A 23,350-nucleotide genomic window follows, 5' to 3' on the forward strand; every position below is an offset into this window, starting at 1 on the left:
GGCGGGCTCCAAGATCTACGACGCGGTGACCGTCCAGGTCCCGTCGCCCTCCACCGACACGAAGGCCGTGCCGGCCACGGGCACGCTGCCCTGGTAGTCGCCGAGCTGGTTCACGGGCAGTTCCGAGTAGTCGCCGCTGTGCACCCACACCGCGGTCCGGCCGCTGTTCTTGGTGGTGACGGCGACCGACGTGGCGGTGCCGGGCACGGCGAACACCGCTTCGCTCTTGCCCGAAAAAGGCTTACCCGGCTCCAGGACGGGCAAGCCGCTTTCGTCGGTGATGGTCAGCGTCCAGGCGGCGTTGGCCTTGATGGTGAACGTCTTCGCCTGACGGCCGGGCATGTCGTTGATCCACTGGGTGCCCTTGTACGGGCCGGTGTCGTTGACGATCAGCTCGTTCTCGGTGTTGACCGCGACATGACCGGAACACTTCGGACAGTCGAAGGTCACGAAGCCGAGGCGCGTCGGCCAAGCCATGGGGACCGACGCGTTCCCCTTGCCCGAGTGTTTCTCCTCCGGCTGCGGGCCGGGCGTCGGGGTGGTCGTGGGGGTCGGCGAAGGCGCGGCGAGGCCTTCCGGTGCGGCCGCCTGCGGGACGACTCGGCCCAGGTTCGGCGGTGAGCAGGCCGCCAGGCCCATGGTCAGCAGCACGGCGGCGCACAAGCGCATGATCACGAAATTCCCCCTGGTCGAACCCGTCAACGGATCTTCGCCTGCCGATAGCCCAGCGTTACCGGACCACTCTGGCGAGCGATTCAGGCCACTCGGAAGTGGGTTTCCACCGCGACGCCTTCGCGGGAGCCCGAAAGGGACAAAAGCCCGTGTTGTAATCCGGCGATCGCGTTCGAGGAAGGTCATGATGAAGCGCCGTTTCAGCTCCGCACTCGCCTTCGCGCTGTCACTCACGGTGATCGCGTCCCTGTTCACCCCCGCGCAGGCCGCTGAACGCCAGCAGCTCGTGCCCGGCTACGGCTCGTACCCCCGGCTCATCCGCCTGGAGCATTCCCCGATCGGCCGCGGCCGCATCCTCGCGTCGCTGAGCAGCGAGGACGCGAGCGGCAAGTTCACCCCGATCATGGAGAGCACCGACGAGGGCAAGAGCTTCCGCAAGATCGGCGAGGTCCGTGATCCCGACGGCCGCCGCGGCATGTGCTGCGGGACGCTGTACGAACTGCCGCGGCGGGTCGGCAGGCTCCGCGCGGGCACCCTGCTGTGGGCCGCGAGCTACCGGCAGGACGCCGGCCCGCAGCGGCGGATCGGCATCAGGATCTGGTCCAGCCGCGACGCCGGGCGCACGTGGGGTTTCCTGTCCGAGGCGGCCCGTTCGCACAATCACGACGGCATCTGGGAGCCGGAGTTCGTCGTCGACGCGGGCGGCACGCTCTGGCTGCACTACGCCGACGAGACCGAGGCGCCGCAGTTCGCACAGGTGATGAACCGAGTCGCCTCCACCGACGGGGTGAACTGGGGCACCAAGCAGCGCACGATGGCCATCCCGCCCCATCGGGTGCGGCCGGGGATGCCGATCATCCGCCGCCTCCCCGACGGCCGGTACTACCTGGCCTATGAGATCTGCAACTACCGCGACCGCTTCTGCGACCCGTACTTCAAGATCTCCTCCGACGGCGCCAACTGGGGCGATCCCCGCGACCCCGGCACCCGCGTCACCACCGCGAACGGCAACTACTTCCAGCACGCCCAGACGATCACGCTGTTCCCCGGCGGCCCGAACGGGGTGCGGCTGGTGATGGTCGGGCAGATCTACACCAACGCCGCCGGGGTCCCGCAGAGCAAGAACGGCAAGGTGCTGCTGGCCAACGACAACTTCGGCGCCGGGCACTGGTACGAACTTCCGGCGCCGGTGCACATCACCGGGATCCACGACAACTTCTGTCCCAACTACAGCTCGACGCTGCTGCCGGTCGACGGGGGCAAGAACGTGTTGCAGATCTCCACCGAGTACAACCTCGGCTGCAAGGCGTACTTCGCGAAGGGCCCGGCTTTCTGAGCCACCCGGTAGTGTGAGGTCCCGAGCGATCGGCTACGAAGCGGGGGCATCGCATGAAGGGCATCGTGCTGGCGGGGGGCAGTGGGACGCGTCTGCATCCCATCACCCAGGCGATATCGAAACAGCTGCTACCGGTCTACGACAAACCGATGATCTACTACCCGATCTCGGTGCTGATGTTCGCCGGGATCCGCGAGATCCTGATCATCTCGACCCCCGTCGACCTGCCGCATTTCCGGCGGCTGCTCGGTGACGGCAGCCAGTTCGGCCTCAGTTTCAGCTACGCCGAACAGGCTGCCCCGAACGGGCTGGCCGAGGCGTTCGTCATCGGCGCGGACTTCATCGGCGACGACGACGTCGCACTCGTGCTCGGCGACAACATCTTCTACGGCCAGGGGTTCTCCAGCAGGCTGCAGGCCGCGGCGACCTCGCTCGACGGCTGTGTGCTGTTCGGCTACCCGGTGAAGGATCCGCAGCGGTACGGCGTCGGCGAGATCGACGCCGACGGCAAGCTCCTCTCCATCGAGGAGAAACCCGAGAAGCCGAAGTCGAACAAGGCCATCACCGGCCTGTACTTCTACGACAACCAGGTCGTCGAGATCGCCCGTGACCTCAAGCCCTCCCCGCGCGGGGAACTGGAGATCACGGACGTCAACCTCACCTACCTGCGCCAGGATCGCGCGACCCTGATCGACCTCGGCCGCGGGTTCGCCTGGCTCGACACCGGCACGCACGACTCGCTGCTGGAGGCAGGCCAGTTCGTGCAGGTCCTCGAACACCGGACGGGAGTCCGGATCGCCTGTCTCGAAGAAGTCGCGCTGCGGATGGGCTTCATCGACGCGGAACAGTGCTACGCGCTCGGCGCGAAGCTGGCGAAGTCCGGCTACGGCGAATATCTGATGAACGTCGCGCGCACCCAGGGTGCTACCGGCTGAACAGGTGCTCGCGCAGGGTGTCGCCGGTGTAGTCGGTCCGGAAGACACCCCGTTCCTGCAGCAGCGGAACGACGTCGTCGACGAACGCGTCCAGCCCGCCCGGGGTCAGATGCGGTACCAGCACGAAACCGTCGGCGGCGTCGCTCTGGACGTACTCGTCGATCGACTCCGCGACCTGCCGGGCGGTGCCGACGAACTGCTGGCGCGCGGTCACCTCGATGACGAGTTCGCGGATGGAGAGCTTCTTCTCCTCCGCGATCGCCCGCCATTTCGCGGCCACGGCGAGGGGATCCTTCTCGTGCCGGACGCGGCCCCAGGTCAGCGGTTCGGCGTCGGGGTCCGGGTCGATCTCCGGGAGCGGGCCGTCGGCGTCGTAGGCGGAGAGGTCGCGGCTCCAGACCTGTTCGAGAAACTGGATCGCGGTCGCCGGACGTACCTGCTGGTAGCGGATCTCGCGGGCGTACTCGTGCGCGTCCTCCTCGGTGTCACCGAGGACGAACGTCGCCGCGGGCATGATCAGTAGGTCGCCGCGCTGGCGGCCGTAAGCGGGTAGCCGCCGCTTGACGTCGGCGAAGAACTCCTTGCCGCTTTCCAGTGAGCCGTGGCGGCTGAAGATGACGTCGGCGGTCTTGGCGGCGAACTCCCGGCCTTCGGCGGAGTCGCCGGCTTGGATGACGATCGGCTGCCCCTGTGGGGTCCTCGGGACGGTGAACTCGCCGCGGATGTCGAACTGCGATCCACTGTGGACGAAGCGCTCGACACCGCGCGCGAAGACGCCGTTCTCCTTGTCCCCCACCAGCGCGCCGGGCGCCCAGCTGTCCCAGAGCTCACGCACGGTGGCGAGGAACTCCTCGGCGCGACGGTAACGGTCCTCACGTTTCAGGAAGCCGCCGCGGCGGAAGTTCTGGCCCGTCCACGCGTCCGGTGAGGTGACGACGTTCCACGCGGCGCGGCCGCCGGAAAGGTGGTCGATGCTCGCGACCTGCCGCGCGACCTCGTACGGCTCGTTGAACGTCGACGACAGCGTGCCCGCGAGCCCGAGCCGGGTGGTGACCGCCGACAGCGCGGCCAGCACGGTGGTGGTGTTCGGCCGCCCGACGACGTCGGAGTCGAGGATCTTGCCCGCGTGCTCGCGCAGGCGCAGGCCCTCGGCGAGGAAGAGGAAGTCGAACTTGCCCCGCTCGGCCGTGCGCGCGAGATGCTCGAAGGACGAAAAGTCGATTTGGCTACCCGAACGCGGGTCGCTCCACACGGTGGTGTTGTTGACGCCGGGGAAATGTGCGGCGAGTTTGACCTGCTTGGCCATCTGTCACGCCTCCGCGTACTGGTTGGCGGCGACCCCGAGGCCGAGATGGTCGCGCAGGGTGGTGCCGGTATAGGTCTGCCGGAACGCGCCCGCGGCCTGGAGCGCGGGGACGGTCTCGGCGGTGAAGAGCGCCAGGTCGTCGGGCAGGACCGCGGGGCGGATGTGGAAGCCGTCGAGACCGTGGGACGCCGCGAGGCGGGGCAGCTCGGTCGCGAGGTCGGCGGGAGTGCCGGTGAAGCTCAGGCTGTGCGGGAAGGGCGCGAAGGTCTCCAGCGCGCGACGCCGGTCGAGGGCCGCTTGCTCCGTCTCGGCGAGCACGATCGTCAGACCCGCCAGAAGCCTGGCGTCCGGGAAACGTTCGCGGGCGCCGCGGACCTCGTCGACCAGGACGACGTCTGCGCCGTGTGCGTACGGCGAGTCGCCGTACACCGCGACGACGGGATGCCCCTGCGGCGGGCGCGGCGTGATCGAAGGTCCCTTGATGCTGAAGAAGCGGCCCTCGAAGTCGACGTAGTGGAGCTTTTCCCGGTCGATGAAGCGGCCGGTCGGCTCGTCGCGGATGATCGCGCCGTCCTCCCAGCTGTCCCAGAGCCGCGCGATGACGTCGACGACCTCGGCGTTCTCCGCTTCGGCGTCCGCCTCGGACGGCAGGGTGCGCCTGCCGAAGTGCGCGACCTCCGCGTCGGTGCGCGAAGGCACCGCGAGGACGCCTGCGCGGCCGCGGCTAGCGAAGTCGAGCGAAGCGACGGCCGTCGAGATGTGGAACGGCTCGGTGTGCGTGGTGGTGACCGTCGGAACGAGGCCGATTCCGCTGGTCACCGGGGCTATCGCGGCGAAGGTCAACAGCGCGTCGAGCCGGCCCCGAACGACCTCCTCGCCTCCTGGTTGGAGCGCGAGGGTGTCGTCGAGGGTGACGAAGTCGAGCGAAGCCGCTTCGGCGAGCTTCGCGTGAGTCAGGTAGTGGGCGGCGGTGAACAAGGCGGCCGGGCGGACGTCGGAGACCCGCCAGGCGGCCGGATGCCGGCCGGCCCCGTCGAGCGCGACCCCGAGGTGCAACTGCTGTGCGGAAGCCATGCCCGGGGAACTCGCGCGCCCATGCCCCGATTCCCGCTCCCACGACCTGGGACACCGGGCCGGACCTGCGTTTAGCCCCCTAATCGCGATCTGGCGGCCGACCTGCGTTTCGCGGGCTAATCGCGATCCGGCTGGTCAGTGGGGGTGGCGCGCCATTTCTTCCAGGCGGCGGATGCGTTCGGCCATGGGCGGGTGGGTCGAGAAGAGCTTCGTGAGGCCTTCGCCCGGACGGAACGGGTTCGCGATCATCAGGTGCGACTGGGAGACCAGCTTCGGCTCCGGCACGAGCGGTGCCGCGCGCGTCCCTCGGTCGAGTTTCCGCAGCGCCGACGCCAGCCCGAGCGGGTCGCCGGTGAGTTCCGCGCCCGACGCGTCGGCCTGGAACTCGCGCGAGCGGCTCACCCCGAGCTTCACCACGGCGGCCGCGATCGGCCCGATCACGACGAGGAGCAGCCCGACCAGCGGGCTCTCGCCGTCCTCGCGGTTACTGCCGCCGAAGACGCTGGTGAACATCGCGATATTGGCGATCACGCTGATCACGCTCGCCAGCGCGCCCGCGACACACGAGATCAGGATGTCGCGGTTGTAGACGTGGGACAGTTCGTGCCCGAGCACCGCGCGCAGTTCGCGTTCGTCGAGCAGGTCGAGGATGCCGGTGGTGCAGCACACCGCCGCGTGGCGCGGGCTGCGGCCGGTGGCGAAGGCGTTCGGGGCCTGCGTGGGGCTGACGTAGAGGCGCGGCATCGGCTGCCGCGCGGTGGTGGCCAGCTCCCGCACGATCCGGTACATCGCCGGGTGCTCGGCCTCCGAGATCGGGCGGGCGCGCATGGCCCGCAGCGCCAGTTTGCCGGAGTTGAAGTAGGCGTACGCGTTGACCCCGAGCGCCACCACCAGGCCGATGACCAGCGCGCCTCGCCCGAAGAAACCGCTGATCCCGACGATGAGCGCGGACAGCAGGCCGAGCAGGACGACGGTCTTGAGCCCGTTCTGGTGTTTGTGCACGGCGTCCTGCTCCTTCCATTCTCCGGGGTGGGGTTACTCATCGGAAACAACGCGATCGGGGGACGCGAAGTTCCTTCGCGTGCTCGGCTCGCGGGTTATCGTCGAACCCCGGAACGATCATCGGGAGGCGCCTGTGCGAGGACCCGAACTGAGCCGCAGAGCCCTGCTCACCCTGGCCGCGGCCGGCGCCTCGGCGGTCGCCTTCGCGCCGGCGGCCAGAGCCGAAAAAGTGCTTCTCGTCGAGGTCGGAGGCGCCCCGGAGGCGATCGCGGTGAATTCCGTCACCGGTTTCGCGTACCTCTCGGACCCGTCCACCGGCACGATCGTCGTCCTCGATTCGCGGTCCGGCACGGTCGGTGACGTGATCCCGGTCGGCGGCGAGCCAGCCGGGCTGGCCGTGGACAAGGTGACCAACCGGATCTTCGTCGCGAACCCGCCCGGCGGGACCGTCCTCGTCATCGACGGGCGGACCAACGACGTCGTCAGCGTGGTGCCTGCCGGCCCTGGTGCGTCCGGTGTCGACATCGACGAGCGGGCGAACCGCATCTACGCGGTCAGCGCCCTCACCGGGACGCTGGCCGTCATCGACGGCGTCGGCTGCCGCCTGCTGGACCTCGTCCCCGGCCCCACCCGGGAGTTGTCGTCGACGGCGGTCGACAGCGGACGCAAGCTCGTGTACTGCACCAGCACGACCACCGACTCCCTGGAGGTCTTCGACATCGGTGCGGGCAAGTTCACCGGCGGGATCCCGGTCGGCAAGTCACCGACCGGGGTCGCCGTGCACAGCGCGTCCGGGACGGTGTTCGTCGCGAATTCGGCGATCCATCATCTGTCCGTTGTGGACCCGGGCGCGCGCAAGGAGAAGGCGACCGTGCTGTTGCGCTCGGAGTCTTCGTCGGTGGCGGTCCACGAGGGATCGAACACCGTGTACTCCAACGGAGGGCCGAACGGCGTCGCCAGGATCGACGGCGTGACGAGCCTGCTCACCGGCGACCTGTCACTCGGCGTGAACCCCGGCGCGGTCGCGATCGACCAGCGCACCAAGACGGTGTACGTGGCGGATCCTTTGCGCGGCAGGGTTTCTCTGATCAGGGACTTCTGAGGCCGGAGCGGGCATGATGGCGGGGTGACCGAGTACGAATTGCGCGGCGGGCTGCAACCGGACGTCTCGGCCGTGGCCGCCGTACTGGCGCATCACGGCGTCGAAGGGCCGGACGGGAAGGCGCCCACCGAAGCACTGGTCTTCGCTGTGTCCGGCGGGATCGGGGCCGGCTACATCCTGTGGGACTTCGCGCACGAAACGATGTCGACGATCGTGTTCGGTTTCCGCGCGCGCTGGCAGTATCCGCAGGACTGGCTCAAGTCCACAGTGGACCGTCTCGGGCTCGGCCTGCGCCTCCACACCACCGGCGGCAAACGCGCCGCCGCGAAACGGCTCACCGCCGATCTCGAAGCGGGGCGGCCGGTGATCGTCCTCCCCGACCGCGAGTCGCTCGGCTACTGGCATCTGCCACCGGAGATGTCCGGCGGTGGCGGCCACTTCGTCGTCGCGTACGGCGAAGAGGACGGCCGGGTGCTCGTCGACGACCGGAATCTCGCCCGGTTGACGGTCGACCGGAAGACGTTCGACGCCGCGCGCGGCCGGGTCGGCTCGTACAAGAACCTGCTCGCGACGGTCGAACCCGGCGAGGTCTCCGACTGGCGGACGGCCGTGCGTGACGGGCTGACGGATTGCGCCCGGAATCTCTCGGCGCCGTCGAAGTCGTTCTCGCTGCCCGCTTGGGGACGCTGGGCGAAGGCGATGACCGACGAACGCGACCCGAAGGGCTGGCCGCGCGCGTTCGGCGAGCGGCGCGGGCTCGTCGGGGCGCTGTTCAACGTCTGGGAGAGCGTCACCCCGGCCGGGATGGAGGGCGGGCACCTGCGCGGGCTGTTCGCCGACGCGCTCACCGAAGCCGCCGTCCTGCTCGAACTCCCGGCGCTGGCCGAACAGGCGTCGACCTGGCGCGGGATCGGCGAACGCTGGGCCGAACTGGCCGAGACGGCCGTCCCGGCGTCGAACGCCGAGTTCGCCTGGGTGCGCGGACTGGTCAGCGCGGTGTCGGCGGGTGTCCGGGAAGGCGACGCGGGGCAGGAAGCCGCCGCCGCGGCCGGTGCGGAAATGTGGAAACTGCGCGCGCACTACAACGACGAAACACCGTTCACCGACGTCGAAGCCCGGGAACTCTTCGGCACGATGGGCGCCATGATCCGAGACATCCACACCGCCGAGACCGCCGCGATCCGCGAGCTCTCCGAAGCCCTGATGGAGTGAACCGGGCCGACGTCCGTTGCGCCGCGCGGCCGTAACACCACGCGATCGTTGAAGATCCACTTCGTGCACGCACATCCGCTGGGGACGACCAGTGCGCGTCCCGCTCCCGAGATCCACCTCCACCGCCATCGCCTGCGTGTCGCCGACCTGGACTGTCTCGGTCACGTCGGGAACGTGCGGATGCTGGACTACTTCCAGGAGGCCCAGATCGCGCTGCTCGACCCGCGGCGCGAGTACCTTCTCCAGGCCAAGGGACCGGCGTACCTGATCGCGAAGCACAACGTCAGTTACCTGCGCAGGCTGACTTTCCGTGACAACCCGGTCGAGGTGGAGACCGTGGTCGGCCGGATCGGCACCTGCGACGTCATGGTGAACAGCAGGCTGCGCGACGAACGTGCGGTCTACGCGCGTTGCCGCACCATTTGGGTCGCGTGCACCCTCCCCGAAGGCAGCACGCGGCGGCTCGCCGAAGAGGAACGCGAGCGGCTGACGCGATTCAGCGGGGCGATCGACGAGATCTCCTGAATCAGTTTTTAACCGTTTATGCTCCATTTCCCACCATACCGGAAAACGGCTGGGCCGTTCAGCGGCTGATCATCACGCTTTTCGGCCGGTACCTTCGAAAGACCTCTCTCCCCTGCAGAGCTCCCCGGAGGTATTCATGCCACGGCCGAAGTCTGTCCGCTTCCTCGCGCCCATGATCGGCGCGATGCTACTGACGAGTGGGGCGGCCGTCGCCGCCCCGGCCGCCGAAGATCCCCAGTTCATCCGTCTGGCCAGCAGGACCTTCGACCCGCTGAGCCAGCGCACGGCGACGAGCCAGGACTGGAAGGGCGCGTACCTGCTCCAGGTCCGGAGCGCGCTGACCGACGCGCAGCGAGGGAAATTGCGCTCACTCGGTGTGCGGATCGGGACCTACATTCCCGATTTCGCCTATGTGGTCCGGCTGAAGCCGGAGAACCGTGCATCGGTGGCGGAATTGACATTCGTCCGCTGGCTCGGCGAATACCGGCCGGACGACAAGATGGAGATGTCGGCGGCCGCCACCGGCAGTCACCTGGTGACGCTGGTCGAGCCGGACGCGCGGGACCAGCGCGCCGTGGCCGAGCGGATCCTGCGGCTCGGCGGCGGTATCGAGGCGATCTCGCAGAGCGGACAGCACATCGTCGCGAAACTCGGTTCCGGGCAGGCCGCCGCCGTGGCGCAGGGAGCCGAAGTGCTCGCGGTCGGCGCCATCACCGCCCCCGAAACAGACATGGCCAACGCCAGGGAGAGCGGGGGCGCGAACTACGTCGAGAGTGTCGGCGGCTACCGCGGTCAGGGCGTACGCGGCGAGGTGATGGACGGCGGCCTGCGCGTCACCCACCAGGAGTTCAAGGCACGGCCGACGGTGATGCACGGCTCGAACTCCACCAGCACCAGCCACGGGACCTCCACCTACGGCCAGATCTTCGCGTCGGGCGTGAGCGCGCCACAGCGGGGGCTGCTGCCCGAGGGGCAGGGGATCTTCGCCACCTACAACAAGCCGGACCGCTATGCCCACACCAAGGAGCTGGTCGACCCGGCGGGCAAGTACCGCGCGGTGTTCCAGAGCAACAGCTGGGGCGGCGGGCTGACCACGGCCTACAACTCCGTCTCCGCCGAGCTCGACAAGATCGTCTTCGATCACGACCTGCTGATCTGCCAGTCGCAGAGCAACGCGGGCACCCAGCAGTCGCGGCCGCAGGCCTGGTCGAAGAACGTGCTCTCGGTGGGCGGGCAGTACCACTACAACACGCTGGGCCGCACCGACGACAAGTGGAGCGGCGGCGCCAGCATCGGCCCGGCGGCCGACGGCCGGATCAAACCGGAACTGTCGAACTACTACGACCGGATCGACACCACGTCGTCGGGCAGTGACACCTCGTACACGACGTCGTTCGGCGGCACGAGCGGCGCGACCCCGATCACCTGCGGGAACGCCGGGTTGCTGTTCCAGATGTGGGCCGACGGCGTGTTCGACGGCGGGCCCGGCAAGGGCCGCGACGTCTTCACGAGCCGACCGCACGCCGCGACCGCGAAGGCGCTGCTGGTCAACGGGGCCGACCAGTTCGCGTTCAGCGGCACGTCGCACGACATGACCAGGACGCATCAGGGCTGGGGCACCGCGAACGTGCGGTACCTGCACGACCAGGCCAAGGCGAACGGGTGGAAACTGCCGGTGCTGGTGAACGAGACCGACCTGCTGGGCACCGGGCAGTCGAAGAAGTACACGGTCGCGGTGAACGGGACCAAGCAGTTCAAGGCGACGCTGGCCTACACCGACCCGGCGGGCTCGCCGAGCGCGTCGGTCGCCAGGGTCAACGACCTGACACTGAAGGTCACCGCGCCGAACGGGACCGTCTACTACGGCAACAACGGGCTGAAGGCGGGCAACTTCTCGACCGCGGGCGGGTCGCCGAACACGGTCGACACGGTGGAGAACGTCATCCTCGAGAAGCCGGCCGCGGGTACGTGGACGGTGGAGGTGGTGGCGACGCAGGTGAACGCCGACGGGCACCCGGAGACTTCGGCCACCGACGCGGACTACGCGCTGGTGGTTTCTTGACGCTCTGAGGCCCCTACCGGCCACTTCGCGTTTAGCCCGCTAAACGCGAAGTGGCCGGTGGGGCGTGGCGACCGCGTGTCGCGAAAGCCACTTTCGGGACATCAGACGTCGCGAAAGTGGCTTTCGCGACGTCCGCGCCGGCCTCGCGTGTCGCGTTCAGCCCGCTGAACGCGAGTACCCGCGCCCGGATGGCGGAGGCGTCTGCGCCGATGGCCGAGACGACAGGTTTCGGTTGTGAGACGGAAGCGTGAGACCCCTGGAAGGCATGTAACAAGGCGACCCGAGGTGCCGACGTCTGGGATACGTGACGCGAGCCAAGGAGCCTTTTCGATGACCACCTGCCGACTCTGCGGCTCGGCCCATCTCGCCAGCGTCGTCGACCTAGGGGCGACGCCGCCGTGCGAGCGATTCCTGACCGCGGAACAGCTCGCGGAGCCGGAGCCGACCTACCCGCTGCACCTGCGGATCTGCACCGAATGCTGGCTGGCCCAGATCCCGCCGCTGATCACCCCGGAAGAGACTTTCACCGAATACGCGTACTTCTCGTCGTATTCCGCCTCCTGGGTCGAACACGCCAAAACGTTCGTCGACGGCGCCGTCGAGCGGCTCGGGCTCGACGATTCGTCGTTCGTCGTCGAGGTCGCCAGCAACGACGGCTATCTGCTCAAAAACGTTGTGGCGCGGCGGATCCGCTGTCTTGGCGTGGAACCTTCGGTGAACGTGGGCCAAGTCGCGCGTGACGCCGGGGTGCCGACGAAGACCGCTTTCCTCGGCCCCGAGACCGGTCGTGCGGTCCGCGACGAGCACGGTCCCGCCGACCTCGTCGTGGCGAACAACGTTTACGCGCACATTCCGGACATCATCGGTTTCACCCACGGGCTGCGCGCCCTGGTCGCCGATGACGGCTGGGTCAGCATCGAGGTCCAGCACCTGCTGACGCTGATCCAGGAGAACCAGTACGACACGATTTATCACGAGCATTTCCAGTACTACACGGTGGAATCCGCGCGCCGGGCCCTCGCGCGCGGCGGATTGTCCGTTGTGGACGTCGAACTCCTGCCCACCCACGGCGGTTCGATCCGGTTGTGGGCGCGCCCGGACGCCGTCGCCGGCGAGCCGAGCGAGCGGATGATGCAGGTCCTCGACGCCGAGAAGGCCGCCGGATTGCACGAAATGTCCGGCTACACCGAATTCTCCGAGCGGGTCACCAAGGTCCGGCTCGAGCTGAACAAGTTCCTCACCGACGCGGCGCTCGAAGGCAAGACCGTCGTCGGTTACGGCGCCCCCGGCAAGGGGAACACGCTGCTGAACCACTGCGGCATCCGTCCGGACGTGCTGCGGTACACCGTCGACCGGAACCCGTACAAGCACGGCCGCTTCACCCCCGGCACCCGGATCCCGATCCTGCCGCCGGAACGGATCGAAGCGGACAAGCCCGACTACGTGCTCGTCCTTCCGTGGAACCTCCGGAAGGAACTCACCGCTCAATTGTCCTTTGTGGACGAATGGGGCGGAAAACTGGTCTTTCCCATCCCCCACCTGGAAATCGTCGAGGTGAAGTCGTGAAGGTAGTCCTCTTCTGCGGCGGCTACGGCATGCGGATGCGCAACGGTGACGCGTCCGACGTGCCCAAGCCGATGGCCATGGTCGGCCCCAGACCGCTGATCTGGCACGTGATGCGGTACTACGCGCATTTCGGCCACACCGAGTTCGTCCTCTGCCTCGGCTACGGCGCGCACCACATCAAGGAGTTCTTCCTCGACTACCAGGAGACCACCTCCAACGATTTCGTCCTGCGCAACGGCAAGGCGGAACTGCTGTCGACCGATATCGCGGACTGGTCGATCACCTTCGTGCAGACCGGTCTCGAATCGGCCATCGGAGAGCGGCTGCGCCGGGTGCGCCCGTACCTCGAGGGCGACGAGATGTTCCTCGCCAACTACGCCGACGTCCTCACCGACGCCCCGCTGCCGGAGATGATCGAGCGGTTCACCGATTCCGACGCCGGCGCGTCGATGATGGTCGTGCCGCCGCAGTCGTCTTTCCACTGCGTCGAAATGGGCGAGGACGGCCGGATCGGCGCGCTGACCCCGGTCAGCGAGATGCCGCTGTGGGAGAACGGCGGGTACTTCGTGCTGCGCCAGGAGATCTTCGACCACATCCCCGAGGGCGGCGACCTGGTGGCCGACGGCTGCGGTGAACTCGCCAAGCAGGGGAAGCTGCTCGCGTACCCGTATCGCGGGTTCTGGAAGCCGACGGACACCGTCAAGGAACGCGTCCAGCTGGACGACGCCTACGCGCACGGAGACCGTCCGTGGGCGTTGTGGGAGCACGAACCGGCTCCGGTGAGCATCGCGTGATCGGACTCGGTACCGGCGGAGTCGAGCGGATCGTCGCGCTGGGCGCGCATTGTGACGACATCGCCATCGGGGCGGGCGGCAGTTTGCTGACCATTTGCGACCAGAATCCCGGTGTCCGGGTGGACGCGCTCGTCCTCTCCGGCGGCGGCACCGAACGGGAGACCGAGGAGCGCGCCGCGCTCGCGGCCTTCTGCCAGGGCGCCGACGTCGACGTCACCGTGCTCAAACTGCCCGACGGCCGGTTCCCCGCGCACTGGGAAGAGGCCAAGAACAGCCTGGAAGAGCTGCGCCGCCGCACCGACCCGGATCTCGTCCTCTCCCCGCGCACGGCGGACGCGCACCAGGACCACCGCGGGCTGGCGACGCTGGTGCCGACGGTGTTCCGCACCCATCTCCAGCTGGAGTACGAGATCGTGAAATGGGACGGCGACCTCGCCAAACCCACCGCGTACGTGCCGCTCACCCCCGAGATCGCCGAACAGAAGGTCCGGCTGCTGCAGGAGCACTACGCCTCGCAGCGGCACCGGCCCTGGTACGACCGGGAAGCCTTCCTCGGCCTCGCCCGCATTCGCGGAATCGAATGCGGGCACCGCTATGCGGAGGCCTTCGACCTCAAGAAACTGACGCTCGACCTCACTCCGAAAGGCTGAAAGCCATGCGTGTGCTGCTGACCGGGCACAAGGGTTACCTGGGCACGGTGATGGCCCCGGTGCTGGCCGCCGAAGGCCACGAGGTCGTCGGCCTCGACTCCGGTCTCTTCGACACCTGCGTGCTGGGCCCGAAGCCCGACGATCCCAAGGGCTACGAAGTCGACCTCCGGGACGTCACGGCCGAGCACGTGACCGGGGTGGACGCGGTGATCCACCTCGCCGCGCTGTCCAACGACCCGCTGGGATCGCTGGCGCCGGAACTCACCTACGACATCAACCACCGCGCCTCGGTCAAGCTCGCGAAGCTGGCGAAGGACGCCGGGGTCAAGCGGTTCCTCTACGCGTCGACGTGCTCCGTCTACGGCGCTTCGGGCGGAGACGGTCTGGTCGACGAGGACGCGCCGCTGCGCCCGGTGACGCCGTACGCCGAGTCGAAGGTGCGGGTCGAGGACGACCTTCACGCGCTCGCCGACGACGATTTCACCCCGGTGTACATGCGCAACGCCACCGCGTTCGGCTTCTCGCCGCGGCTGCGGTCGGACATCGTGCTCAACAACCTCACCGCGCACGCCCACGTCTCGGGCGAGATCCTGGTGCTGTCGGACGGGACGCCGTGGCGTCCGCTGGTGCACGCCAAGGACATCGCGCGCGCCTTCGAGGCCGCGCTGGTCGCCCCCAAGGCGGCCGTCCACGACAAGGCGTTCAACATCGGCACCGAGCGCAACAACGTGACCGTGGCCGAGATCGCCCAGCAGGTCGTCGAGGCCGTCCCCAGCGCGAAGCTGCGAATCACCGGCGAGTCCGCGGGCGACCCGCGCTCCTACCGCGTCGACTTTTCCCGCTTCCGCGAGGCGATCCCCGGCTTCGAATGCGACTGGTCGGTCAAGGACGGCGCGCTCGACCTGATCTACGCCTACCGCACGCACGGCCTGACCGCGCACGACTTCAAGAACCGCTTCACCAGGCTGGCCACGCTCAACGCGCGGACCGCCGCGGGCGAGATCGACGAAACCCTGCGGCGACGGTGATGACGCGTAAACCCCTGGACACGGGCGCCGACCTGCGGGAGCTGGTCGAGCGCCTGTATCCGCTGTGCCGCAGCATCACCGGCGACGGCGTCCGCCGCACGCTGGAGATCGTCGGCGAGCACATCCCCCTGGAGATCCACGAGGTCCCCACCGGCACCCAGGTACTGGACTGGACCGTGCCGCAGGAATGGAACATCCGCGACGCCTACATCAAGGACGCCGCCGGCCGCCGCGTGGTCGACTTCGGCGAGTCGAACCTGCACGTCGTCGGCTACAGCGTCCCGGTGTCGCGGAAGATGCCGCTCAGTGAGCTGCGCGAACACCTGCACACTCTGCCCGACCAGCCGTCCTGGGTGCCGTACCGGACCAGCTACTACTCGCCGACCTGGGGTTTCTGCCTGGCGCAGGAGACGCTCGACGCGCTGCCGGACGGCGAGTACGAGGTCCGCATCGACTCCACGCTGGCCGACGGGAACCTCACCTACGCCGAGCACGTCGTGCCGGGCGAGGTCACCGACGAGGTGATCATCTCCTGCCACACCTGCCATCCCTCGCTGGCGAACGACAACGTCGCCGGGATCGCGATCGCGGCCGCGTTCGCTCAAACGCTGGAGAAGCCCCACTACACCTACCGCTTCCTGTTCATGCCCGGCACGATCGGCGCCATCACCTGGCTCGCGCGCAACAACGACCGCGTCGGCCGGATCAAGGCGGGGCTCGTGCTGGCGTGCGCCGGTGACCCGGGCTCGTTGACCTACAAGCGAAGCCGCCGGGGCGACGCCGAAATCGACCGTGTGCTCGCGTACGTCCTGGCCGATCGCGCGCACGAGATCGTGGACTTCTCGCCCTACGGCTACGACGAGCGCCAGTTCTGCTCCCCCGGCTTCAACCTCGGTGTCGGATCGCTGACGAGGACGCCGTACGCGGGCTACCCCGAGTACCACACCTCGGCCGACAACCTCGATTTCGTGTCCACGGAGGCCATGGAAGAAACCCTCCGCACCCTGCGGGACACCTTCTCCGTCCTTGACCGCAACCGCAGCTACGTCAACCTCAGCCCCTTCGGCGAGCCGCAGCTCGGCAAACGCGGGCTGTACGACTCGCTCGGCGGGCGAAGCGACGCCAAACAGGCCCAGATGGCGATGCTCTGGGTGCTCAACCTCTCGGACGGCGAGCACAGCCTGCTCGACGTCGCCGAGCGGTCCGGGCTGCCGTTCGATTCCGTCGTCGCCGCCGCCGAGGCGCTGCACGACGCCGGATTGCTCAAGGACTAGAGATGCGATCACTTCTGCGTTCCCAAGCCGTCCGGGCCATGGCCGGGCGGCTCAGCTGGGGTCTCGGCGACCAGGCCGTCTCCAGCATCACCAACTTCGTGGTCGGGCTGTTCGTGGCGCGCTCACTCGGCACGTTCGCCTTCGGCATGTTCAGCCTCGCCTGGGTCAGCTATGGCGTGGTGCTCAACCTTTCGCGCGGACTGACGACCGATCCGCTGATGGTGCGGTTCTCCGGCGTGTCCACCGAATCCTGGCGGGCCGCGACCGCGAAGGCGACCGGGACGGCGCTCTCCGCGGGTGTCGTCGCCGGCGCCATCAGCGTGATCGCCGGTCTCGTGGTGGGCGGCCCCATCGGCGGCGCGTTCGTCGCGCTCGGCTTCGTCATCCCCACGTTGCTGCTGCAGGACGCCTGGCGGTTCACCTTCTTCGCCGCGGGGCACGGGAAGAAGGCGTTCGTCAACGACGTCGTCTGGGGCATCGCCCTGGTCCCGGCGTTGTTCATCGCGCACCGGTGGTTCGACACGGTCGTCGCGTTCATCCTGGCGTGGGGCCTGTCCGGGGCGGTCGCCGCCGGGTACGGCTGTCTTCAGGCCGGGGTCCGGCCGGATCCGCGCGGCACGCTCGAGTGGCTCAAGCGCCACCGCGATCTCGGCACCCGCTACCTGGTCGAGAACGTCAGCAACAGCGGCTCGACGCAGCTGCGGATGTACGGCCTCGGCGCGATCGCCGGACTGACGAGCGTCGGGGCGGTGCGCGGCGCCGAATTGCTGCTCGGGCCGTTCTTCGCTCTTTTGATGGGACTTTCCCTGGTCACGGTGGCCGAAAGCGCGCGGGTGCTCCAACGGGCCCCGCATCGCCTTCGCCGCTTCTGCGCCGTTCTCGGCGCGGGCCAGGCGGTCGCGGCCCTCCTCTGGGGCCTCGCCTTGCTTCTGGTACCCGACGACGCCGGCCGGTTCGTGCTCGGCGACGTCTGGGATCCCGCTTCGGAACTGATCCTCCCGGTGACCATCGGTATCGCCGCGGCGGGATTCAACACCGGGGCGGCCGCCGGACTGCGTGCGCTCGGCGCTGCGAAACGGAGCCTTCGCGCCCAGCTGATCAACTCCGCCGGCTATGTCGGCTTAGGGCTCATCGGCGCCTTCTTGGCCGGGGCGCCCGGATCCGCTTGGGGGGTCGCCTTGGCGATCACCAGCGGGTCCTCGGTGTGGTGGCTTCAGCTCCACTCCGCTCTCAAAGAGCATCTGACTTCGGAGAAGGAAGAAATGAGGACGTCATGAGCACCGCTCCTCGGCTGAGCATCGGGCTCCCGGTCTACAACGGCGAGGACTACCTCGCCGAATCACTGGACGCACTCCTCGGCCAAAGCTACGAGAACTTCGAGCTGATCATCTCGGACAACGCGTCGCTGGACCGCACCGAAGAGATCAGCCGCGAGTACGCGAAGCTGGACTCCCGTGTCCGCTATGTGCGCCAACCGGTCAACATCGGCTGCGCGCCCAACCACAACTACTGCGTCGACGTCGCGCGCGGCGAACTGTTCAAATGGGCGTCCGACGACGACCTCTACGCGCGTGACCTGCTGGAACGCTGTGTCGAGGCGCTCGACGAGCACCCCGAGTTCATCCTCTCGCACTCGTGGACGGCGATGATCGACGAGAAGGCCGTCGTCACTCAGGCACTGGAGTACCCGCTCAACACCGTCTCGCCGCACGCCGCGGAACGCTTCCGCAGCACGCTGTTCGCGCCCGGCGGGGACGACGACGGCGCGGTCATCCGCACCGAGGTGCTGCGCCGCGTCGCGCCGCTGGACAGCTACCACCACGCGGACCGCACGATCATCTCGGAACTGGCCCTGCACGGCCCGTTCCACCAGGTGCCCGACTGGCTGTACTTCCGGCGCGACCACCCCGGCCGCTCCGAGCACGAGCACCCGACCGTGCGCAGGCGGGCCACCAACCTCGACCCGAAACGGGCCGACAAGCTGCGCCACCCGATGGTGCGGCTGCTCGGCGAATACGTGCTCGGCTACGTCAAGGCGATCCGCAACGCGCCGATCTCCGGGGCGGAGAAGCGCGAATGCTTCCGCTACCTGCGGCAATGGATGCTGAACCGGGCGGGAAACCCGGCCATGGGGCGGATGCCCGTCCAGGCCGAGGCCGAACTCGGCCCGCGTGAGGTGTCCGTGGCCTCGGTCGTCGCAGGCCAGGAGGGACGAGTCCCTTGACCTCGCCCGCGAGAATCGGGCTGTTCGGGCTCCTCGGCTCAGGGAACCTCGGCAACGACGGCTCCTTCGAGGCGGTTCTCGGGTACTTGCGCACGGAGCATCCGGACGCCACGCTCAGCGTGATGTGCGGTGGTCCGGACCTCGTCGCGTCGCGCTACGGACTCGAAACGACCGCGTTGAACTGGTACGAGGGCGAGTACCGAACAGCCTCGGGACCGCTGTCCATCGCCATGAAAGGCTTCGGGAAGATCGTCGACATCTTCCGCACGGTGGCGTGGGTGCGACGGCAGGACACGGTGATCGTGCCGGGGATGGGTGTCCTCGAATCCACCCTTCCCCTGCGTCCCTGGGGTTTCCCCTACGCCCTGCTGCTGCTTTCGGTATCCGGCCGTCTGGTCGGCACCAAGGTGGCGTTGGTGAGCGTCGGCGCCAGCGTGAGCACGCACCGGATCACCCGGTCCGTGATCGGCTGGGCCGCGCGGCTCGCCACGTTCCGGTCCTACCGGGACGAGCCGTCACGCGACGCGATGCGCACGATGGGCGTCGACGTCACGAACGACCGCGTCTACCCCGATCTCGCCTTCGCCCTCCCCGCGCCTTCGGAACCGGTGCTGCCCCGATCCGTCGGGGTCGGGGTGATGGCGTACCACGGCGGAAACGACGATCGGCACCGCGCCGCCGAGATCTATGAGTCCTATGTGGACAAGATGACCCGGTTCGTCACCCACCTGGTCGCCGAGGGCCGTCCGGTGCGGTTGTTCATCGGTGACCGGGCCGACGCGCAGGTCGTCGACGAGATCATGCGGGAGGTGGAATCCCCGCTGATCGCCGCCGCGGACACGGCCACGCTGGAAGAGGTGATGCGGGCGATGTCGGCGGTCGAAACCGTCGTCGCCACCCGGTACCACAACGTCCTGTGCGCGCTGAAGCTGGCGAAACCGACGTTGTCCGTCGGGTACGCCCGCAAGAACGACGTCCTCATGACCACGCTGGGACTCGGCGAGTTCTGCCAGTCCGCCAAGGAGATCGACTTCGGCGAGCTGGTGCGCCAGTTCGCCGACCTCGAGTCCAGGGCGGGCGAACTGACCGAGATCGTCGCGAAACGAGGCGTCGAGCAGACGCGGCTGCTGGACGAACAGTTCGCCGCGCTGTCGGCCGCCTTCCTGCCGATGGGAGTCCGATGAAGGTGATCCCGGTGCCCGCCATCGCGGGCGCGTACCTGTTCGAGCCGACCCCGCACGCCGACGAACGCGGCTTCTTCAGCCGCACTTTCGACGCCGACGTCGTCCGGTCGGCCGGGATCGACCCGAACGGGTTCCTCCAGGACAGCGTTTCCCGCTCTCGCAAGGGAGTGCTGCGCGGGATGCACCTCCGCTCGGGGCTCGGTGAGGCGAAGCTGGTCCGGTGTTCGTGGGGCGCCGTCTTCGACGTCGTCGTCGACCTGAGGCCGGATTCGCCGACGTACCTCGGCAAGGAGACGTTCGAACTCTCCGGTGAGACGCAGGTGTCGCTGTACATCCCGGCGGGCTGCGCGCACGGGTTCCAGGCGCTCACCGAGTACGCCGACGTCTCCTACCGGATCGACCGCGCGCACGATCCCGCCGAGGACGTCGCGATCGCCTACGACGACCCGGAACTGGCGATCCCGTGGCCGCTTCCGGTGGCGCTCATGTCGGAGCGGGACCGGCGCGCGCTCCCGCTTTCCGCCGTCTTACAGAACACGAGGTGAGAGCATGACCCGTCAGCTTCCCCGATCGATGCGGGCCAACGAGCGCCTCCACGCGATGATCCCCGGCGGGGCGCACACCTACGCCAAGGGGGACGACCAGTACCCGGAGAACCTGGCGCCGGTCATCTCGCACGGGCGCGGCGCGCACGTCTGGGACGTCGACGGGAACGAATACATCGAGTACGGCTCAGGGCTGCGCGCGGTCAGCCTCGGGCACGTGCACCCGAGGGTGACCGAAGCCGCCCACCGCGAGATCGACCGGGGCGCCAACTTCGCCCGTCCGTCCATCGTGGAGGAACGGGCGGCGGCGAAGTTCCTCGAAACCGTGCCGACCGCGGAGATGGTCAAGTTCGCCAAGAACGGCTCGGACGCCACCACGGCCGCGGTGAAGCTCGCCAGGGCCGCCACCGGCAGGCCGCTCGTGGCGATCTGCCGCGACCACGCGTTCTTCTCCATCGACGACTGGTTCATCGGCACCACCGCGATGTCGTCGGGTATCCCGGAGGCGATCACCGATCTCACCGTGTCGTTCCCCTACGGCGACCTCCCGGCGGCGGAACGACTGCTGCGGGAGAACGCGGGCCGGATCGCCTGCCTGATCCTGGAGGCGTCCACCCAGCTGGAACCGCCCGCCGGCTACCTCGCCGGCCTGCGGGAACTCGCCGACCGGTACGGCTGCGTGCTGATCTTCGACGAGATGATCACCGGTTTCCGCTGGTCCGAGGCGGGCGCGCAGGGGCTCTACGGTGTCACGCCGGACCTGTCGACGTTCGGCAAGGCGCTCGGCAACGGGTTCGCCGTCTCGGCGCTGGCGGGCAAGCGCGAGCTGATGGAACTCGGCGGGCTGCGCACCGGCGAGGACCGCGTCTTCCTGCTGTCGACCACGCACGGCGCCGAGACGCATTCGCTGGCCGCCGCGATCGCGGTCATGGAGACCTACACCGAAGAAGGCATCGCCGCGCGGCTGCACGCGCTCGGCGACCGGCTCGCCGCCGGGGTGCGCGAAGTCGCGGCCTCGGCCGGGGTCGGGGAACACGTCGTCGTGCGCGGCCGGGCGAGCAACCTCGTCTTCGCCACGCTCGACGCCGAGAAGAACCCGTCGCAGGACTACCGAACGTTGTTCCTGCGGCAACTGGTCACCGGCGGGGTCCTCGGACCGTCATTCGTGGTCAGCAGCGCGTTGTCCGAAGAAGACATCGACCGGACGGTCGAAGTGGTCTCGCAGGCCTGCCTCGTGTACCGCAAAGCGCTCGACGCGGATGATCCGGCGCCGTGGCTGGGTGGCCGTCCGGTGAAGCCGGTATTTCGGAGAAGGGTATGAGTCCAGGGATCGCATATCGCTCGACCGGCTCGCGCACGTTTCGCGTCGCGTTGTCGGTGTTACTGCTCCAGGTCGTCGTTGAAACAACAGCGGCGGCGTCCGAAGAGCCGGCTCGAGGGGTGTGCGGCACGACCGTCGGCGTCCCGTCCGCCCCGGAAGGGGCCCAGGTCATCGAACCGGGCACCGACCTGACCGACAAAACCCGCTTCAGCCCGCCGGGGAGCACGTTCTGGCTCGCACCGGGCACGCACACGCTGAGTTCCGACCAGTTCGGCCAGGTGATGCCCAAGGACGGGAACGTCTACCTCGGCGCGCCCGGCGCCGTGCTCGACGGGCGCGGGATCAACCGCGCGGCCTTCACCACGCAGGCCAAGGACGTGGTGATCCGCGGGCTGACCATCCGCGGCTTCGTCGCCGAACGGGATCAGGGCGTGGTCAACCACGACTCCGGCGAACGCTGGACCATCGAAGGCAACGTCATCGAGGACAACGACGGCGCCGGGATGATGACCGGGGCCGGCCAGCGGGTGATCGGGAACTGCCTGCGGAACAACGGCCAGTACGGCATCAACGCCTACCGGTTCGGTGGCGGGTTGACCGGCCTGGTGATCGAGGGCAACGAGATCACCGGGAACAACACCGGCGATTGGGAGAGCAAGATCCCTGGCTGCGGCTGCAGCGGCGGCGCGAAGTTCTGGGCCGTGGACGGCGCCGACATCGTCGGCAACTGGGTCCACCACAACCACGGTGTCGGCCTCTGGGCCGACACGAACAACAACGATTTCCTCATCCAGGACAACCTGATCGAGGACAACGCGTCCGAGGGGTTGTTCTACGAGATCTCCTACAACCTGGAGCTGATCGGGAACACGTTCAACCGCAACGCGCTGGTGCAGGGCCGGACACGGGCCGCCAAGGGCGATAACTTCCCGGTCGCCGCGGTGTACATCAGCGAATCGGGCGGCGAGCCGAGACTGCCCGCCCGGACCAGCCGGATCGACATCCGGGGCAACATGTTCTCCGACAACTGGTCGGGGATCACGCTGTGGGAGAACGCCGACCGGTTCTGCAACAGCCCGGCCAACACCTCGACACTCTCGTGCACGGCGCTCGTCTCACCGACGTCCGCCTGCTCCGATCCGGGCATCAAGACCGAACCGTTGTACGGCGACTGCCGCTGGAAGACCCAGCGCGTTTCGGTGCACGAGAACACGTTCGAGTTCGATTCGTCGATGGAAGGCTGCCTCGGCCTGTGCGGGCGGATGGCGGTGCTCTCGAACTACGGGACCTTCCCGTCCTGGTCGCCGTACCGGGGTGCCGTGATCTCGGAGGCGATCACCTTCCGGCAGGACAACCGGTGGTACGACAACCAGTACTACGGGCCTTGGACGTTCGTCGCGCACGACACGTCACGGCGGCTGACCGCGGCGCAATGGCAGGCGGAGCCCTATCGGCAGGACACGTGCAGCGGGTTCGGCGTTCCGACGACGTGCTGAAGTTTCACCTGTAAGTGTCCATCTGGGACGGTCCGCGGTGGC

General features: G+C 68.4%; 21 protein-coding genes. 17 read left to right on the plus strand and 4 right to left on the minus strand.

The annotated features are described in order from the left end of the window. Positions 1-15: 15 nt before the first annotated feature. On the minus strand, positions 16-669 hold the full coding sequence (locus tag CVV72_RS26025; protein ID WP_255632793.1) for a hypothetical protein: 654 nt from the start codon (positions 667-669) through the stop codon (positions 16-18). A gap of 190 nt (positions 670-859) precedes the next feature. Here CVV72_RS26025 and CVV72_RS26030 point away from each other — a divergent pair, with 190 nt between their 5' ends. Together CVV72_RS26030 and rfbA are read left to right on the plus strand one after the other, a co-directional pair. Continuing rightward, the gene (locus CVV72_RS26030; protein WP_219154123.1) at positions 860-2,008 is read left to right on the plus strand and encodes a sialidase family protein; all 1,149 of its coding nucleotides are present in this window, start codon (positions 860-862) and stop codon (positions 2,006-2,008) included. A gap of 53 nt (positions 2,009-2,061) precedes the next feature. After that, positions 2,062-2,943, plus strand: coding sequence for a glucose-1-phosphate thymidylyltransferase RfbA (gene rfbA / locus CVV72_RS26035; protein ID WP_034324212.1), 882 nt, complete (start codon positions 2,062-2,064; stop codon positions 2,941-2,943). Here rfbA and CVV72_RS26040 read toward each other — a convergent pair. The 3 genes from CVV72_RS26040 to htpX form a co-directional block, all read right to left on the minus strand. Then, positions 2,933-4,249, minus strand: a complete 1,317-nt coding sequence (locus tag CVV72_RS26040; protein WP_219146174.1) for an NtaA/DmoA family FMN-dependent monooxygenase — start codon at positions 4,247-4,249, stop codon at positions 2,933-2,935. The two genes, rfbA and CVV72_RS26040, sit on opposite strands and share 11 nt — an antisense overlap. Positions 4,250-4,252: 3 nt before the next feature. Further along, complete coding sequence (locus CVV72_RS26045) at positions 4,253-5,323, minus strand: LLM class flavin-dependent oxidoreductase (protein WP_219146175.1); 1,071 nt, start codon at positions 5,321-5,323, stop codon at positions 4,253-4,255. 135 nt (positions 5,324-5,458) lie between these two features. After that, entirely contained in the window at positions 5,459-6,325 is an 867-nt protein-coding gene (htpX, locus tag CVV72_RS26050) for a zinc metalloprotease HtpX (RefSeq protein ID WP_219146176.1), read from the minus strand. Between the two features lie 133 nt (positions 6,326-6,458). On the opposite strand from htpX, the gene CVV72_RS26055 reads away from it, so the two are divergent. From CVV72_RS26055 to CVV72_RS26125, 15 genes are all read left to right on the plus strand, one after another. Further along, complete coding sequence (locus CVV72_RS26055) at positions 6,459-7,427, plus strand: hypothetical protein (RefSeq protein ID WP_219146177.1); 969 nt, start codon at positions 6,459-6,461, stop codon at positions 7,425-7,427. A gap of 24 nt (positions 7,428-7,451) precedes the next feature. Beyond that, positions 7,452-8,639 (plus strand): BtrH N-terminal domain-containing protein, encoded by a 1,188-nt coding sequence (locus CVV72_RS26060; RefSeq protein ID WP_219146178.1) that lies wholly within the window; start codon positions 7,452-7,454, stop codon positions 8,637-8,639. Between the two features lie 63 nt (positions 8,640-8,702). Continuing rightward, positions 8,703-9,164 carry a thioesterase family protein gene (locus CVV72_RS26065; RefSeq protein ID WP_255632264.1) on the plus strand — a complete coding sequence of 154 codons (462 nt, stop codon included), beginning with the start codon at positions 8,703-8,705 and terminating at the stop codon, positions 9,162-9,164. A 184-nt stretch (positions 9,165-9,348) separates the two neighbouring features. Beyond that, positions 9,349-11,226 carry a S8 family serine peptidase gene (locus CVV72_RS26070; protein WP_255632265.1) on the plus strand — a complete coding sequence of 626 codons (1,878 nt, stop codon included), beginning with the start codon at positions 9,349-9,351 and terminating at the stop codon, positions 11,224-11,226. A gap of 330 nt (positions 11,227-11,556) precedes the next feature. Next, positions 11,557-12,792 (plus strand): class I SAM-dependent methyltransferase, encoded by a 1,236-nt coding sequence (locus tag CVV72_RS26075; protein WP_219146181.1) that lies wholly within the window; start codon positions 11,557-11,559, stop codon positions 12,790-12,792. Further along, complete coding sequence (locus CVV72_RS26080; RefSeq protein WP_219146182.1) at positions 12,789-13,586, plus strand: sugar phosphate nucleotidyltransferase; 798 nt, start codon at positions 12,789-12,791, stop codon at positions 13,584-13,586. Before CVV72_RS26075 ends, CVV72_RS26080 begins: the two co-directional genes overlap by 4 nt. Beyond that, a complete protein-coding gene (locus CVV72_RS26085; RefSeq protein WP_219146183.1) occupies positions 13,583-14,236 on the plus strand; it encodes a PIG-L deacetylase family protein in 654 nt (217 codons plus the stop codon). The genes CVV72_RS26080 and CVV72_RS26085 overlap by 4 nt, the downstream gene beginning before the upstream one ends. A 5-nt stretch (positions 14,237-14,241) precedes the next feature. Continuing rightward, on the plus strand, positions 14,242-15,264 hold the full coding sequence (locus CVV72_RS26090) for an NAD(P)-dependent oxidoreductase (protein WP_034324191.1): 1,023 nt from the start codon (positions 14,242-14,244) through the stop codon (positions 15,262-15,264). Then, a complete protein-coding gene (locus CVV72_RS26095) occupies positions 15,264-16,538 on the plus strand; it encodes a DUF4910 domain-containing protein (RefSeq protein ID WP_219146184.1) in 1,275 nt (424 codons plus the stop codon). Before CVV72_RS26090 ends, CVV72_RS26095 begins: the two co-directional genes overlap by 1 nt. A gap of 2 nt (positions 16,539-16,540) precedes the next feature. Continuing rightward, positions 16,541-17,815: a hypothetical protein gene (locus CVV72_RS26100; protein ID WP_219146185.1), complete on the plus strand. Its 1,275-nt coding sequence runs from the start codon at positions 16,541-16,543 to the stop codon at positions 17,813-17,815. Next, entirely contained in the window at positions 17,812-18,762 is a 951-nt protein-coding gene (locus CVV72_RS26105) for a glycosyltransferase family 2 protein (protein WP_219146186.1), read from the plus strand. The genes CVV72_RS26100 and CVV72_RS26105 overlap by 4 nt, the downstream gene beginning before the upstream one ends. Then, positions 18,759-19,946 carry a polysaccharide pyruvyl transferase family protein gene (locus tag CVV72_RS26110; RefSeq protein ID WP_219146187.1) on the plus strand — a complete coding sequence of 396 codons (1,188 nt, stop codon included), beginning with the start codon at positions 18,759-18,761 and terminating at the stop codon, positions 19,944-19,946. Before CVV72_RS26105 ends, CVV72_RS26110 begins: the two co-directional genes overlap by 4 nt. After that, positions 19,943-20,491: a dTDP-4-dehydrorhamnose 3,5-epimerase family protein gene (locus CVV72_RS26115; RefSeq protein WP_219146188.1), complete on the plus strand. Its 549-nt coding sequence runs from the start codon at positions 19,943-19,945 to the stop codon at positions 20,489-20,491. Before CVV72_RS26110 ends, CVV72_RS26115 begins: the two co-directional genes overlap by 4 nt. 4 nt (positions 20,492-20,495) lie before the next feature. Next, entirely contained in the window at positions 20,496-21,812 is a 1,317-nt protein-coding gene (locus CVV72_RS26120) for a glutamate-1-semialdehyde 2,1-aminomutase (protein WP_219146189.1), read from the plus strand. Between the two features lie 119 nt (positions 21,813-21,931). Beyond that, positions 21,932-23,308: a right-handed parallel beta-helix repeat-containing protein gene (locus tag CVV72_RS26125; RefSeq protein ID WP_219146190.1), complete on the plus strand. Its 1,377-nt coding sequence runs from the start codon at positions 21,932-21,934 to the stop codon at positions 23,306-23,308. Positions 23,309-23,350 lie beyond the last annotated feature (42 nt).

Source organism: Amycolatopsis sp. TNS106 (assembly GCF_019330265.1).
Taxonomy (GTDB): domain Bacteria; phylum Actinomycetota; class Actinomycetes; order Mycobacteriales; family Pseudonocardiaceae; genus Amycolatopsis; species Amycolatopsis lurida.

Bases quoted from the DNA above. Each gene is read 5' to 3' on its own strand.
- CVV72_RS26025 (WP_255632793.1), bottom strand. From the start codon at position 669: ATGCGCTTGTGCGCCGCCGTGCTGCTGACCATGGGCCTGGCGGCCTGC.
- CVV72_RS26030 (WP_219154123.1), top strand. From the start codon at position 860: ATGAAGCGCCGTTTCAGCTCCGCACTCGCCTTCGCGCTGTCACTCACG.
- rfbA (WP_034324212.1), top strand. From the start codon at position 2,062: ATGAAGGGCATCGTGCTGGCGGGGGGCAGTGGGACGCGTCTGCATCCC.
- CVV72_RS26040 (WP_219146174.1), bottom strand. From the start codon at position 4,249: ATGGCCAAGCAGGTCAAACTCGCCGCACATTTCCCCGGCGTCAACAAC.
- CVV72_RS26045 (WP_219146175.1), bottom strand. From the start codon at position 5,323: ATGGCTTCCGCACAGCAGTTGCACCTCGGGGTCGCGCTCGACGGGGCC.
- CVV72_RS26070 (WP_255632265.1), top strand. From the start codon at position 9,349: ATGCTACTGACGAGTGGGGCGGCCGTCGCCGCCCCGGCCGCCGAAGAT.
- CVV72_RS26075 (WP_219146181.1), top strand. From the start codon at position 11,557: ATGACCACCTGCCGACTCTGCGGCTCGGCCCATCTCGCCAGCGTCGTC.
- CVV72_RS26090 (WP_034324191.1), top strand. From the start codon at position 14,242: ATGCGTGTGCTGCTGACCGGGCACAAGGGTTACCTGGGCACGGTGATG.
- CVV72_RS26095 (WP_219146184.1), top strand. From the start codon at position 15,264: ATGACGCGTAAACCCCTGGACACGGGCGCCGACCTGCGGGAGCTGGTC.
- CVV72_RS26100 (WP_219146185.1), top strand. From the start codon at position 16,541: ATGCGATCACTTCTGCGTTCCCAAGCCGTCCGGGCCATGGCCGGGCGG.
- CVV72_RS26105 (WP_219146186.1), top strand. From the start codon at position 17,812: ATGAGCACCGCTCCTCGGCTGAGCATCGGGCTCCCGGTCTACAACGGC.
- CVV72_RS26115 (WP_219146188.1), top strand. From the start codon at position 19,943: ATGAAGGTGATCCCGGTGCCCGCCATCGCGGGCGCGTACCTGTTCGAG.
- CVV72_RS26120 (WP_219146189.1), top strand. From the start codon at position 20,496: ATGACCCGTCAGCTTCCCCGATCGATGCGGGCCAACGAGCGCCTCCAC.